Annotated in this window: 11 protein-coding genes; 8 read left to right on the plus strand and 3 right to left on the minus strand. The window is 65.5% G+C overall.

Going from position 1 to position 14,017, the window contains the following annotated elements:
- Positions 1-16 precede the first annotated feature (16 nt).
- The gene (locus tag LJ737_RS01355; RefSeq protein ID WP_227762192.1) at positions 17-280 is read left to right on the plus strand and encodes a four helix bundle protein; all 264 of its coding nucleotides are present in this window, start codon (positions 17-19) and stop codon (positions 278-280) included.
- Positions 281-456: 176 nt separating this feature from the next.
- Here LJ737_RS01355 and LJ737_RS01360 read toward each other — a convergent pair whose 3' ends face one another.
- From LJ737_RS01360 to LJ737_RS01370, 3 genes are all read right to left on the minus strand, one after another.
- Positions 457-1,572, minus strand: a complete 1,116-nt coding sequence (locus LJ737_RS01360; protein WP_227762193.1) for an HlyD family secretion protein — start codon at positions 1,570-1,572, stop codon at positions 457-459.
- Between the two features lie 121 nt (positions 1,573-1,693).
- On the minus strand, positions 1,694-2,125 hold the full coding sequence (locus tag LJ737_RS01365) for a universal stress protein (protein ID WP_227762196.1): 432 nt from the start codon (positions 2,123-2,125) through the stop codon (positions 1,694-1,696).
- Between the two features lie 104 nt (positions 2,126-2,229).
- Complete coding sequence (locus LJ737_RS01370) at positions 2,230-3,564, minus strand: TolC family protein (RefSeq protein ID WP_227762198.1); 1,335 nt, start codon at positions 3,562-3,564, stop codon at positions 2,230-2,232.
- Positions 3,565-3,779: 215 nt separating this feature from the next.
- On the opposite strand from LJ737_RS01370, the gene LJ737_RS01375 reads away from it, so the two are divergent.
- The 7 genes from LJ737_RS01375 to LJ737_RS01405 all read left to right on the plus strand — a co-directional run bounded on the left by LJ737_RS01375 (position 3,780) and on the right by LJ737_RS01405 (position 13,865).
- Positions 3,780-5,882, plus strand: coding sequence for a sigma 54-interacting transcriptional regulator (locus tag LJ737_RS01375; protein WP_227762206.1), 2,103 nt, complete (start codon positions 3,780-3,782; stop codon positions 5,880-5,882).
- A 202-nt stretch (positions 5,883-6,084) separates the two neighbouring features.
- Positions 6,085-7,437 (plus strand): DUF6242 domain-containing protein, encoded by a 1,353-nt coding sequence (locus LJ737_RS01380; RefSeq protein WP_227762214.1) that lies wholly within the window; start codon positions 6,085-6,087, stop codon positions 7,435-7,437.
- A 192-nt stretch (positions 7,438-7,629) separates the two neighbouring features.
- Complete coding sequence (locus tag LJ737_RS01385) at positions 7,630-7,782, plus strand: hypothetical protein (RefSeq protein ID WP_227762216.1); 153 nt, start codon at positions 7,630-7,632, stop codon at positions 7,780-7,782.
- A 225-nt stretch (positions 7,783-8,007) separates the two neighbouring features.
- The gene (locus LJ737_RS01390) at positions 8,008-9,360 is read left to right on the plus strand and encodes an AAA family ATPase (RefSeq protein ID WP_227762226.1); all 1,353 of its coding nucleotides are present in this window, start codon (positions 8,008-8,010) and stop codon (positions 9,358-9,360) included.
- Positions 9,361-9,503: 143 nt separating this feature from the next.
- Positions 9,504-10,535, plus strand: coding sequence for a 5-methylcytosine restriction system specificity protein McrC (locus LJ737_RS01395; RefSeq protein WP_227762227.1), 1,032 nt, complete (start codon positions 9,504-9,506; stop codon positions 10,533-10,535).
- Positions 10,536-10,773: 238 nt separating this feature from the next.
- Positions 10,774-12,417 (plus strand): TldD/PmbA family protein, encoded by a 1,644-nt coding sequence (locus LJ737_RS01400; RefSeq protein WP_227762228.1) that lies wholly within the window; start codon positions 10,774-10,776, stop codon positions 12,415-12,417.
- Positions 12,418-12,536: 119 nt separating this feature from the next.
- Positions 12,537-13,865, plus strand: a complete 1,329-nt coding sequence (locus LJ737_RS01405) for a TldD/PmbA family protein (RefSeq protein WP_227762231.1) — start codon at positions 12,537-12,539, stop codon at positions 13,863-13,865.
- Positions 13,866-14,017 lie beyond the last annotated feature (152 nt).

Here is a 14,017-nt window from a genome sequence, read left to right on the forward strand (position 1 = left end):
TCTCTATTTCACCTGTATGGATGAGTTACCCGTCAACCTAGTCTCCTTTAATGAAGACCTACGGACACGCACCAAGCAGGCTGCTTTGCGTGTCATCCGATTGTTTCAGCAACTGCCGCGTACCGGCGAAGCTTCCGTATTGGGTAAGCAGTTGCTACGCGCCGCCACATCAGTTGCGGCTAATTTTCGGGCGGCCTGCCGTAGTCGCTCCACTGCAGAGTGGTACGCCAAGCTGTGCATCTGCGTGGAGGAAAGCGACGAAACTCAGTTCTGGCTGTAACTACTGGGCGACGCGGGAATTGTCCCGAAATCCCGGCTCCAAAGCCTGGAGCACGAGTATCGCGAAATCGTCGCCATCCTCGCGTCCATCCGTAAGAAGGCAAAGGCGAAGTTGTGAAAAGTGAAATTGTGAACGGACGCCCTGCCGATTCACAATTTCACCACTTCACAAATTCACTACTTGGTAGCCACCGTGGCCGTCACGCTCATGCCGGCGCGCAGCGGATGCTCGGGGTCCACTTTGTCGAGCACGATTTTCACCGGCACGCGCTGGGTTACTTTCACGAAGTTGCCCGAGGCGTTGTCGGGGGGCAGCAGGGCGAAGCGGGCCCCCGTGGCGGCCGACAGCGACTCGATCTTGCCATTAAACTCTTCGTGCGGGTAGGCGTCCACTTCGATTTTGACCGGCTGGCCCACTTTCATGTCTTCCAACTGGGTTTCCTTGAAGTTGGCAATAACCCAGGTGCGGGCGCTGGCCACGATGCCGAACAGTTGCTGGCCGGGGGCCACCACTTGGCCGGGCTGCACGCCCTTGCGGCTTACCGTCCCGTCGGCCGGGGCCTTGATGGTGGTGTAGCTCAGTTGCAGCTGGGCGTTGTCGAGGTCGGCCTGGCGCTGCTTCACCACGGCCTCGGCCACGGCTACTTGCTGCTGGGCGGCGGTTACCTGCTGGCGGGCCACCGATACCTGCTCCTGGGCCGTGGCGCGCTGGGCGCTGGTCGACTTCAGGTTGGCTTGCACCGCGTCGTACTCGCTCTGCGGAATGATGTCTTCCTTGCGCAGAAACTCGCTGCGCTTCAGGTCTTTCTCCAGACGGGCGCGGGTAGCGTCGCTCACGCCGATGCTGGCCTGGGCGGTGCGCACGTTGGCCGAAGCGGTACCGACGGCGGCGCGCGCGGCCACCACGTTGGCTTGGGCGGCGGCCAGGGCGGCCTGGGCGGCATTCACGCGCTGCTGGTAATCGGAAGGGTCAAGCACGACGAGCACGTCGCCCTTTTTCACCGGCATGTTGTCGTCGACCTTTACTTCGAGCACCGGCCCGCCGACGCGCGGCAATACCGGGTACACGTCGCCTTCCACTTGGGCGTCGTCGGTTTCTTCGTGGGTTTGGCCGAACTGGTAACGCTGGTAGCCGAAGTAGCCGCCCACGAGCAGCACCAGAGCCAGGATAATCAGGATAATCGGGCGCTTCGAGCGGCCTTCGGGCTCGTCGTAAGCGGTGTCAACGGCGGGTTGGGCCGGGCCGCCAGGCTGCGAAATTTGGCGTTCTACCACCGGTTCTTGCGTTGCCATCTGAGTCGAAATTGTGAAGTTGTGGAGTTGTGAAGTTGTGCAGGGCAAGGGGTGAGCAGGTGGCTGTGATTTGAAATGCGGCCAGAACGACCGTTCCCACATTCACCTTTCACTTCTTGTCCTAAGCCGACTGCCGGTACGAGGCGTCGCCTTGGGGTTTGACGAGCAGGGTGGCGCACGGGGCCGTGCGCACCACGTGTTCGGCGGTATTGCCCATCAGAAAGCGCGTGAGGCCCGTTTGGCCGTGCGAACCGATAACAATCAGGTCGGTGCCATGGTCGCGGGCCTCGCGCACGATTTCGCAGGAGGCTTCGCCGCGCCGCAACCGAGTGGTTACGTTTTGGGCGCCGGCTTGTTCGGCCACCAGCTGATAACGAGCCAGTTCCACTGCCGCTTCGGGCACGTCGGCGTCGCTGAGCGCGGGCTGCGGCTCCTGCACGTGCAGCAGGCACAGCTCGGCGCCGGTGGCGCCGGCCAGCGCCGTGGCGTAGGCCAGCAGCGGCCCCGAAGCAGCCGAGAAATCCAGCGGGCAGAGAATCTTGGACAGGTGCATTGGGTCAAGGGTGAAGTTGTGAAGCTGTGAACCAGTGCGTGTTGTTATGAGCGACCAAAAGCGCGGCACCGCTCTTCCCAACTTCACCTTTCACAACTTCGCCTTTACCAAATCTGCTCGCCGGTGGCGCGGCGGAGCTGGTACTGGCCGAGGGTGTAGTTGTAGATGGCTTGCAGACGGGCCAGGCGGGCCTGGGCCAGTTGGGTTTCGGCATCGAGCACGTCGAGGTTGTTGCCCACGCCGTAGCGGTAGCGGGCCTTGGCCCGGGTCAGCGCGTCGGTGGCCTGGGTGATTTGCACCTCGGAGTTGTCGTAGCGGGCGGCGCTCGACTGCATGTTGTTCACGGCCTGCTGCACGTCGGCGCGCACCAGCTCCTGGGTGTCCTGGATGCGGGCCTGCGCGCCTTTCACGGCGGCTTCGGCGCCCACGCGCTGCACTTTGTTGCGGTTGCCGTCGTAGATGGGCACGTTCAGCTGTGCCCCGAGCACCGTGTTGAAGCGCATCGTGGTGATTTTGGGCAGGATGTAGCCGTTTTTAGCGCCAGCCTGGCCCAGCACGTTCAACGAGGGGCGGTTGTTGGTTTCCACCACGCGCTGCTGGGCAATGGCCGTCTGCTCGGCGTCCTTGGCCAGCTTCACCTCGGGGCGGTTGTCGGCGGCTTTGGCCAGCGCGTCGTTTACGTCCACGGCTTGCGGGGTGTACTCGAAGCGGCCGCGCACAGGCGTCACCACGGTTTCGGGGCGGTGCAGCAGACGGGCCAGTTGCACTTCCTGGTTGCGCAGCTGGTTCTGCAGGTCAATCTTGGTGTTCTGGGCCTGGGCGATGCGCACCTTGGTGGTGGTCACGTCGAAGTTGGTCGACACGCCGCCTTCCACGCGCTTTTCCATCTCGCGCTGGTGCTGCTGCAGCGAGGCAATCTGCGCATCCTGCACTTTGATGGCCTCGCGGGCGAACAAGATGCCGTAGTACGTCTGCGCGGCCGAGAAGGCCAGGTCGCGGCGGGTTACGTTGATCTGGTCGGTGGCCGAGGCAATGCGACTCTGCGAGAGGTCGATGTTGGCGCGGGTGCGGCCCAGGTCGAGCACGGTGTACTGAGCGCCCACGTGCACGTCGTAGTTGTTATTGGGCGCGAACTGCAGCACCTCGCCGTTGAAGGGCAGCTTCACCACCGGGTCGATGCGGGTGTAGGTGGCCGTGCCGTTCACGACCGGCCGCAGGTAGGTGCGGGTTTCGGCCAAACGGGCCTGGGCCTGGTTTACTTCCTCCTGGAGGGCGTTGATGCTCGGGTTGGCGTCGAGCACCGTCCGGACGGTGGCTTCCAGCGTCAGCGAGTCGCCGACCGTTGCGGCGGTCAGCGGCGTCTGGGCGTGGGCCGCGCCGGCCGTCAGCAACCCGAGGGTCAGCAGGAACGGCGCGGCGGATTTGGGTTGAAAATACATAGCGGATGACTGATGAAGGTCGTCCCGCTATTACCCAAGCTTGTGCCAAGGGGTTGCGCGGATTAAAATTTTCTCCAAAAACCCACTTAAACGCCTCAAAAAGGCCGATTATTTTTTAATAGCTCGTCCAAAACCACCTAGACTTACCGCAGCCTTTTTCCTCATATTTCAGAATTTCCTTGTTTATTAGTCCTCATATTTCAGGAGAAACCGCCATGCCCGACCAGGACGACTCGCTGCTGCTCTATCTCAACGACGCCATTACTACCTCGCGCAGCAAGGAGGCGCTGTTCCGCACCGTCACCGAGAAGCTGCGCCTGATTTTCCCCTTCGACGCCATTACCATCCTCACCCTCGACGCCGAGCAGCAGTACCGCCGCGTGTTCCTGCGCGACTACCTGGGCGAGCTGCTGCTGCCCGACAAAGGCTCCCCCGGCAGCCACAAAAGCAAGCTTGGCCGCATCGGCGGCACGCCGGTAGAGCTGTTTGTGCGCCAGCAGCACCTGCACCAGTACAGCCTCGACGAGCTCGTGCGCCAGTACCCGCACTACGAGCCCATGTGCATGCTGCGCGACAAGGGCATGCGCTACTTCGTGGTGGTGCCGCTGCGCACCGGCGGCCACCGCATCGGGCTGATGTCCTTGGTGGCGCGGCGCCAGCCCGAGTTTACCGACTCCGACATCGACCTGCTGGAGAAAATCGGCAGCCTGGTGGCGGTGGCCGTCACCAACACCCTGGCCTTCGAGGACATAGCCCGGCGCGAGCAGGAAAAAACCATGCAGCTGGCCCTGAACAACGCCCTGCTCAGCATTAAGGAGCGCGAGGAGCTGTTCCGCGCCATTGCCACCGAAATCAACCGCGTGGTGCCCTGCGACTTTTTCGGGGTGCGCATCCGCGTGCCCGACTCGCCGGTGCGGGCTCTGGCCGAGTTTGCCAAGGGCGCGGACGGGCAGTTCGTCTTGCTCGACGAAAGCCGTTGGGACGAGCAGCCCGGCGCCGAGCGGGCCCGGGAGGAGGCCGTGGAGCTGGTAACCCGCCCCGGCCTCTACGTGGGCGAGGACTTCGACGCCTTGGCCGAGCGCTACGAAATGCTGCGCTACGCCAAGGAGCAGCGCGGCACCCGCTCCATCCTCTGCACGCCCCTGGACCTGGGCGGGGACCAGCTGGCGGCCCTGATTATGTCGAGCCAGCAGCCGTTTGCCTTTACCGAGGAGTCGCTGGAGCTGATTCTGAACCTGGCCCCGCAGATCCGGCTGGCCATCCAAAACGTGTTTGCCTTCGAGCAGATCGAAGCCCTGCGCGCCCAGCTCGAGCGGGAACGAACCTACCTCATCGACGAAATCAACACCACCGCGGCGGCGCGCTTCGGCGACTTCGTGGGCGGCAGCCAGGTGATGCAGCAGGTGTTTCGGCGCGTGGAACAGGTGGCCCCCACCGACACCACCGTGCTCATCACCGGCGAAACCGGCACCGGCAAGGAGCTGGTGGCCCGCGCCCTGCACAACTTTTCCCCGCGCAAGGAGCGGGCCTTGATCAAAATCAACTGCGCGGCCCTGCCGGCCCAGCTTATCGAGTCGGAGCTGTTTGGGCACGAGAAGGGCGCCTTCACCGGGGCGCACGACCGGCGCATCGGCAAGTTTGAGCTGGCCGACGGTGGCACCATCTTCCTCGACGAAATCGGGGAGCTGCCGCTGGACTTGCAGGCCAAGCTGCTGCGGGTGCTGCAGGAAAAGGAGTTTGAGCGCATCGGCGGGCGCCGCGTCATCCGCACCGACGTGCGCGTCATTGCCGCCACCAACCGCGTGCTGGAGGACGAGGTGGCCGCCGGCCGCTTCCGCGCCGACCTTTACTATCGCCTCGACGTGTTTCCCATTCACCTGCCCGCCCTGCGCGAGCGGCCCGAGGACGTGGAGCCGCTGGTGCGCCACTTTCTGGAGCGTTTCACCAAGAAGCTGGGCAAGCCCGTGCGCGGCCTGCGCGCCCGCGACCTGAAAGCCCTGCAACGCTACGCCTGGCCCGGCAACATCCGCGAGCTGGAGCACGTGGTGGAGCGGGCCGTCATTGCCAGCAGCGGGCCGTTTCTGGAATTCGCGGGCTTCACGGCGGCCCCGGCGCCGGCCGTGGCCGCGGCGCCCGCCTCCGGCCCCCTCAAAACCCTGCGCGAACAGGAGCGCGACCATATTCTGGCGGCCCTGCAGCAAACGGGTGGGCGCGTCAGCGGGCCGCAAGGGGCGGCCGTGCTGCTCGACATCAACGCTAAAACGCTGGAAGCACGCATGAAAAAGCTCGGCATCCGCCGGGAGCACCGCGCGGATTAGCCTGTCTATAGTAGCTGGCCCGCAGCTGCCCGAGCCGCGTCGGGCAGGCAGCCCAATCGTCGCCTGGCCCGGCGCGGCTCCGGGTCAGGCGTTGCTCCGCCTATCTTTTTTCGCCGGCCCAGCCAACTCAATGGCGCTGGTTGGGCACCTATATTTCGACGGCGCCCTGCTTCGCGCCGCGCGGTTTATCATTCCCTTTTTTATGAAATCAGTATTACTCGCCCTGCTCGGCCTGGGCGCCAGCCTCGCCGCCGAGGCGCAGTGGGTTAATCAGCCCATCGGCTTTGCCAACCCCACCTCCCTGGCCATGCACCTGGAGCCCGTCGACGCGAACAACGTGTGGGTGGTCAATGACAACATCAACGCGTACGTGGCTCCGCAACTGGCCCGCACCACCGACGGCGGCCAGACCTGGACCGTGCGCACGCTGCCGCTGCGCACCAGCCAGAAGGAGTACGTGGCCGGGCTGAGCGCCGTCTCGCCCAGCCTCGCCTGGATTACGACCGTGCCCTCCGACAGCGTCGGCAGCCGCATACTGCGCACCGCCGACGGCGGCCAGACCTGGACGGTGCAGGGCCGTGGCACCACCTTCCCGAGCGCGGACAGCTACGCGTCCTTTATTCACTTCTTCTCCGCGCTGGAGGGCATCGTCATCGGCGAACCGCTCAGCGCGGGGGGCAGCTTCGAGGTGTACCGCACCGCCGACGGGGGCCTGACCTGGCTGCCCGTGGCCCTGCCCGCGACGCTGCTCAATGAAAATACCAGCGGGCTGCAGCCAGCGGTGTACGGCAATTCCATCTGGTTTCTGACCGACGAAGGCCGGGTGTTCCGCTCCACCACGCGCGGGCAGTCCTGGGCCGTCAGCGCGCTGCCCCTGCGGGTAGAATCCACCAACATAGCCTTCCGCGACGCGCAGAACGGCTTGGTGTCGGTGCTCGACGAAAACGCCACCAGCCACTTGCTGTTCCGTACCACCGACGGGGGCCAGACCTGGGCCCAAGTGCCCTACATCGGCCCCCTGCACGGGCTGGGACTGGGGGCCGTGCCCGCGGCTACCGCGTCCGGCACCGCGTTTTACGTCTCCACCGGCGGCGACCTGGGCAACGGCGACCAGGGCTCCTCCTACTCCGAAGACAACGGCCAGACCTGGCTGCCCATAGAGTCGCTGACCAACCACTTCTCCGCCCGGTTTGCCGGCGCGGCGGCCGGTTGGTCGACGGGCTTCGTCCCGACGCCGACCACGCTGCTGGGCAACGGGGTGAACAAGCTCCCCTTGCAGACGGTGATAACCGCCAACCGCTCCGCCGCCCGGGCCGGCTGGCAGCTGGCGCCCAACCCCGCCGCCGACGGCCGCACCGCCCTGCAGGCCCCGCGCGCCTTCGACGCCGCAGCCCAGGTGCGGGTGCGCGACGTGGCGGGCCGCCTCGTGCAGCAGCACCTTTGGGCGGGCACGGCCCCGCTCCCGCTGGATCTGAGCGCGCAGCCGGCGGGCCTCTACGTGGTGGAAGTGGCCGGCCCGGCGGGCAGCACCTACCAGAAAGTGCAGGTGCGCTAGTCCGGCGCCCCACCCTGATGCCGCCCCGGCGCGCCCCGCAACCGGGGCGCGCCGGGGCGGCAGGCGTTACAGCCCCCACCGGCGCCGTACCCAAGCCCAACAGTACTAGCTGCTGCTCAGTCACTAAGCTAAACCAGCCGCGGCCGCGTGCGTACACCCGAGCATGGTTTCATTCCCAAACCACCCACTGCCATGTCTAAGACCAATGCGCCCTCGACCCCGAAACACGACGACCCGGCCCGCAAAAAACAGGAAGACAAACGGCCGAACACCATAGCCGAAAGCCCGCAGGGCAAGAAAGTAACGCCCGACAAGGCCCACGACCCGCAGCGCAACGCCAAGTAAGGCCGGCGCGCCGCTAATAGATGCAACGCCCCGTTCGTCGGCCCGCAGCCGGCGGGCGGGGCGTTGGCCGTTGGTGCCGGCTGAACACGCGCTGGCAGCCGGTCGTGGGGCGGAGCCGAGCGGCCAGCGGACCGGCCGAACAACCGCGCCAAACGGGCCCTTTTCCGGCGGCTAAAACCGAACTCCCGGGCCGCCGTTGGCGTTTTGCTCCTACCTTACCGCTGCATGTCCACCACTCCCTCCGCACCTGCTTCCGACCTCTCCGTCCTCACCCGCGACCATGTGTTGCGCGCCCTGCGCCACATCGACCGCCGCGGGCTGGAGCTGCCGCCGAGCACGGTGTACGAGCTGGTGTACAAGGGCCGCCGCTATCCGCCCCGCCCGGTGGCCGAAATGGCCCTGCGCCTCGCCCTCAAGCAAGCCGACGCGCCCTGGCCCCTGCCCGCCGGCGCGCCAACCAACCAAGTGCTGGAGCGCCTGAGCTTCACCGTGACCACCAAGCGCCCGGTGCTGGCCGGCTCGCCCCACGACGGCGACGTGGCCGCCCAGCAGGACATGCAGCAGCTCTACACCGGCGCGGAGGAGGACGAGCCGGCAGCCGCGCCCCAGCCGAAGCAACCGACGAAAAAACGCCCAGCCGGGGCTCTGGCAGCACCCACCGAAGCCGCCGAGCCCGCGCCCGACTACGCGTTGGTGCCACCCACCCCCTACCGCCGCGCCGACGCCCTCAAGGAGCTGTTTATCAGCGAAGCCCGGCTGGACGACGCGCTGGCCGGGCTGGAGCGCAAGCGCAACCTGATTTTGCAGGGCCCGCCCGGCACCGGCAAAACCTTTCTGGCCCGGCGCCTCGCGTGGCTGTTGCTCGGCGAGCAGGACGACAGCCGGGTGGAGCTGGTGCAGTTTCATCCCAGCTACAGCTACGAGGACTTTGTGCAGGGCTTCCGGCCCGACGGGCACGGCGGCTTCCGCCTCACCGACGGCGTGCTGCCCGACGTGTGCCGCCGCGCCGCCGAGGAACCGGAGCGCCCTTTCGTGCTCCTCATCGACGAAATCAACCGCGGGCACCTGAACCGCATTTTCGGGGAGCTGCTGGTGCTGCTGGAACCCGACAAGCGCGGCCCCGGTCACGCCCTGCGCCTGCCCTACGCCCCGGCCGAGGCCCCGCGCTTTTTCGTGCCCGACAACCTCTACCTCATCGGCACGATGAACACGGCCGACCGCTCCCTGGCCCCGCTCGACTACGCCCTGCGCCGCCGCTTCGCCTTCGTGCCCATGCAGCCCGAGTTTGGGGAGCCGCTGCGGGCGCTGCTCGCCCAGCGGGGCGTACCCAAGGTGGTCATTGCCCGCTTGCTGCTGCGCCTCAACGAGCTGAATCAGACCATTGCCGACGACCCGGAGCTGGGCCCGGATTTTCAGCTCGGCCACAGCTATTTCTGCCAGCCGCCCGCGCACCCGGCCCAGGCCCCGGCCTGGCTGAACCTCATCTTGGAGCAAGAAATAGCGCCCCTGCTCGATGATTATTGGTTCGACCAACCCACCCAGGCCGCCGCGCATAAGAAGCGGCTGCTTAGTGCTTAGGCCACTACGCAGGCCAGTTAGAGCGCCTGTCATCCTGAGTTTGCAACGACTCGCTCCTGTCTGATAAGGTCCTGCGCAAACTCAGGATGACGTTCGGCCACGGCCATCATCGTTCTTACCATCCGAAAAATCTGACGTAATCCGTGGTTCCGATCCAAAACCTCTATTACCTGCTCTGCTACGCCTGGAACCGCCTGCCGGAGCCGGGCGAGTGGGCGTACGTGGCCGAGCAAGAGTTTCACAGGCCGCTGGAGCTGCTCACCCAGCTGCTCTTGACGGGCACGCGCCGCCTGCTGCACAAGGGCTTGACGCTGGGCTACGCCGAGCGCGAGGAAGAGCTGACGGAGCTGCGCGGCCGCATTCTGCTCACGCCCACCATCACCCGCGACCTGCTGCGCCAGGGCCGCGCCGTGTGCGCCTACGACGAGCTGGGCCCGAATACCCCGCTCAACCGCCTGCTAGCCGGCACCCTGGAAGCGCTGGGCCGCACCCGCCGCCTGCCGGCGGCGCTGCGCCAGCAGGCCCGCCAGCTGCGCGGCCGTTTTCCCGCAGACCTTCAGCCGGCGCCGCTTACGCGGGCCGAGCTGCGCGCCGTGCGCCGCCTGCGCCTGACCGGGCCGGAGGGCTTTTTGCTCAACGTGTGCACCCTAATCTACCGCACCGCCCTGCCCGACACCGACGCCGAGGGCCGCAGCCGCTTCCACGATTTCCGCCGCGACGAGACGCTAATGGCCGGCATCTTCGAGCGGTTCGTGCGCAACTTTTACCGGCTGGAGCAGCGCCGCTACCGCGTCAGCTCCGAAACCATCAGCTGGCAGGCCGAAGCCGACCGCGCCGAGGACCTGGCCCTGCTGCCGAGCATGATTACCGACACCTCGCTGGAATCGGCGGAGCGCAAAATCATCCTCGACACGAAGTACTACACGGCCGCGTTCAAGCCCCACCACGACCGACAGCGGCTTATTTCGCCCCACCTCTACCAGCTGTTTGCCTACCTGCAAAACCAGGCCGCGCAAACCGCCACGCCGCTGGAAGGCGTGCTGCTCTACCCCGCGGCCACCCACGAAACCGACCTGCGCTACCACCTCGGCGGCTTCCCGGTGCGCGTGGCCACGCTGGACCTCAACCAGCCCTGGCCCGGCATTGCCGCTGATTTGCTGGCACTTGTTGCCTAGCCCGTTGCCAGATTGGCAACGCACCGGGTGACCAGCCGCTTGGCTGACGCTTGCTTCCCCGCAGTTTTTGCAAACTCCCTAAACCGCCGAGCGGCGCCCGGGCATTGGTACAATGCGCGGGCGCCGCTTTATATTTCTCCGGGAACCAGCCCGATTGGCCGTGCATCCCTGCCCGGCCGTCCGCGTCACTTCCGCAGTTCTTCACTCAACTTCGCTCACTCACCAAACTCCTACCCTCTTGAACCGACGTGATTTTGTGGGGCTGACCGGCCTGGCCGCCGGCGCCCTCTTTCTTCCCGGCCTCAGCTTCGGCGGCTCCGAAGTGGAGGCGGCCCGCCTGCTGGAGCCCGCCGACGCAGCGCTGAACAAGCGCCTGGCCGACGCGGCCCTGAACGCGGCCAAGGCCGCCGGCGCCTCCTACGCCGACGTGCGCATCGGCCGCTACCTCAACCAGAGCCTGTTTACCCGCGAAAAGCAGGTGCAGAACATTGTCAACGGTGAGAGTTTCGGGGCGGGCGTGCGCGTCATTGCCAACGGCACCTGGGGCTTCGCGGCCACCAACCAAGTGACCGAAGCCGGCCTGGCCAAAGCCGCCCAAACGGCCGTGCAGATTGCCAAGGCCAACGCCAAAGTGCAGAAGGAGCCGGTGAAGCTGGCTCCGCAGAAAGGTTACGGCGAGGTGTCGTGGAAGACGCCCATTCAGCAGAACTCCTTCGAAGTGCCGGTCAAAGACAAGGTGGATCTGCTGCTGGCCGCCAACGCCAAGGCCCTGGAAGGCGGCGCCTCCTTCGTCAACTCGGCCCTGTTTCAGATCAACGAGCAGAAGTACTTCGCCAGCACCGACGGCTCCTACATCGACCAGGACGTGCACCGCATCTGGCCGACCTTCACCGTCACGGCCATCGACCGCGCCTCGGGCAAATTCCGCACCCGCGAGGCCCTGAGCGCGCCCATGGGCCTGGGCTACGAGTATTTGGTGCCCAAGGCCGCCGACAAAATTGCCGGCCCGGCCGGCACCGGGCTCATCGGCTACCGCAACAGCTACGACATCCTGGAAGACGCGGCCCTGGCCGCGCAGCAAGCCAAAGCTAAGCTCACGGCCAAATCGGTGGTGCCGGGCAAGTACGACCTGGTGCTCGACCCCAACCACCTGGGCCTGACCATTCACGAAAGCATCGGCCACGCCACCGAGCTGGACCGCGTGCTCGGCTACGAGGCCAACTACGCCGGCACGAGCTTCGCCACGCTCGACTGGAAAAAGCAGGGCAAGCCCTACGGCTCCAAGCTCGTCAACATCGTGGCCGACAAGACGCAGCCCGGCTCCTTGGGCGCGGTGGGCTACGACGACGAGGGCGTCAAAACCAAGCAGTGGGACATTATCCGCGACGGGCAGCTGGTGGACTACCAGAAAATCCGCGACCAGGCGCACATCGTGGGGCAAAACGAGTCGGACGGCTGCTGCTACTCGCAGTCGTGGCAGGACGTGCAGTTCCAGCGCATGGCCAACATCAGCCTTAAGCCCGGGCAGCAGAAAATGTCGGTCGACGACATGGTGAAGGGCGTGGACAAGGGCATCTACATTGCCGGCCGCGGCTCGTTCAGCATCGATCAGCAGCGCTACAACTTCCAGTTCGGCGGCACGGTGTTCTACGCCATCGAAAAGGGCAAAATCACCGAGCAGATCGAGGATGTGGCCTACCAGGCCAACACCCAGGAGTTCTGGAACTCCTGCGCGGGCATCTGCGACCAATCGGACTACCGCCTGTTCGGCTCGTTCTTCGACGGCAAAGGCCAGCCCTCGCAGGTATCGGCCGTGTCGCACGGCTCGGCCACCACGCGCTTCAACGGCGTGAACGTCATCAACACGGCCCGGAAAGTTTAATGTGGTTGAATGTGAGCATTGCGCCGCCGGCTGGCCCACCGCATTAGCGGTTGCGCAGCCACCGGCAACCAGCGGCAGTTCTCGTCCCCTCCTTCCCACTACTCTGCACCACAAGCTCTATGATATTGTCTAAAGACGAAGCCCAGGCCATCCTGACCAAGGTCCTGAGCTTTAGCACCGCCGACGAGTGCGAAGCCACGCTCAACGGCACCACCGGCGGCAACATCCGTACGGCCCGCAACACCGTGAGCACGGCCGGCGCCGTGGACAACGTGTCCTTGGCCGTGGAAGCCCGCTTCGGCAAGCGCGCCGGCATTGCCACCTGCAACCAGTTTGACGACGCCACGCTGCGCCGCTGCGTGCAGCGTGCCGAGGAAGTGGCCCGGCTGGCACCCGAAAGCCCGGAGTACGTGCCCATGCTCGGGGCCCAGCAGTACCTAACGACGCCCGCCTTTGCCGCCAACACGGCCGGCATCACGCCCGACTTCCGCGCCACCCAGGCCGGCAAGGGCATGGCCCTTTGCGACCAGAAAAAGCTCAGCTCGGCGGCCTTCTTGCAGGACCAGGCCGGCTTCGTGGCCAAGCGCAACAAGAAGGGCCTGGAAGCCTACCAGCAGTTTACCAACCTCGACTACTCGGTGACGGTGCGCACGCCCGACGGCACCGGCTCGGGCTACGCCACGGCCGACTACACCGACATCGGCAAGTTCGATGCCGGGCGCCTGACGCAGATTGCCGCCGACAAAGCCGCTGCGTCCGTCAATGCCAAGGCCATCGAGCCGGGCAAGTACACCGTAATTCTGGAGCCGGCCGCGCTGGTGGCCAACACCGACGCCTCCCTGCTCGGAGCGCTGATGAACGCCTTCGACGCCCGCTCGGCCGACGAGGGCCGCTCCTTCCTCAGCAAGAAGGGCGGCGGCAACCGCAAGGGCGAAAAGCTCTTCGATGAGCGCGTGACCATCTACTCCGACCCGACCAACGTCGACATTCCCGACCTGGCCTTCGGCGGCGACGGACGTCCGCGCCAGAAAGTAACTTGGATCGAGAAAGGCGTGGTGAAGAACATGTTCAGCTCGCGCTTCTGGGCCCAGAAGCAGGGCATTCCGGACATTCCGCCCCCCGGCGGCTTCATCATGACGGGCGGCACGGCCTCCACCGCCGACCTGATCAAGAGCACGCAGAAGGGCATCCTGGTCACGCGCCTCTGGTACATCCGCCCCGTCGACCCGCAGACGCTGCTCTATACCGGCCTGACGCGCGACGGAACGTTCTACATCGAGAACGGCAAGATCAAGCACCCCATCAAAAACTTCCGCTTCAACGAGTCGCCCATCATCATGCTCAACAACCTGGAGGCCATTGGCCGGCCCCAGCGCATCGGCGGCAACTTGGTGCCCCCGCTGAAGATTCGCGACTTCACCTTCACCTCCCTCTCCGACGCGGTGTAAGGTCCGTCGGCTCTGCCTTGTTCCAAACTCCGCCGAAAGTCCCCGAAGTCCTTGACCTCGGGGACTTTTTGTGCTTATACTGCTGGGGGTTTTGCCTTATTGACTTCTAGTAGTTACCCGATCCATGCGCCGTGGCTATAGCTTATTTCTCG

Source organism: Hymenobacter sp. 15J16-1T3B (assembly GCF_020711235.1).
Classification (GTDB): Bacteria; Bacteroidota; Bacteroidia; order Cytophagales; family Hymenobacteraceae; genus Solirubrum.

Bases quoted from the DNA above. Each gene is read 5' to 3' on its own strand.
- LJ737_RS01355 (WP_227762192.1), top strand. From the start codon at position 17: ATGGATGAGTTACCCGTCAACCTAGTCTCCTTTAATGAAGACCTACGG.
- LJ737_RS01360 (WP_227762193.1), bottom strand. From the start codon at position 1,572: ATGGCAACGCAAGAACCGGTGGTAGAACGCCAAATTTCGCAGCCTGGC.
- LJ737_RS01365 (WP_227762196.1), bottom strand. From the start codon at position 2,125: ATGCACCTGTCCAAGATTCTCTGCCCGCTGGATTTCTCGGCTGCTTCG.
- LJ737_RS01370 (WP_227762198.1), bottom strand. From the start codon at position 3,564: ATGTATTTTCAACCCAAATCCGCCGCGCCGTTCCTGCTGACCCTCGGG.
- LJ737_RS01375 (WP_227762206.1), top strand. From the start codon at position 3,780: ATGCCCGACCAGGACGACTCGCTGCTGCTCTATCTCAACGACGCCATT.
- LJ737_RS01380 (WP_227762214.1), top strand. From the start codon at position 6,085: ATGAAATCAGTATTACTCGCCCTGCTCGGCCTGGGCGCCAGCCTCGCC.
- LJ737_RS01385 (WP_227762216.1), top strand. From the start codon at position 7,630: ATGTCTAAGACCAATGCGCCCTCGACCCCGAAACACGACGACCCGGCC.
- LJ737_RS01390 (WP_227762226.1), top strand. From the start codon at position 8,008: ATGTCCACCACTCCCTCCGCACCTGCTTCCGACCTCTCCGTCCTCACC.
- LJ737_RS01405 (WP_227762231.1), top strand. From the start codon at position 12,537: ATGATATTGTCTAAAGACGAAGCCCAGGCCATCCTGACCAAGGTCCTG.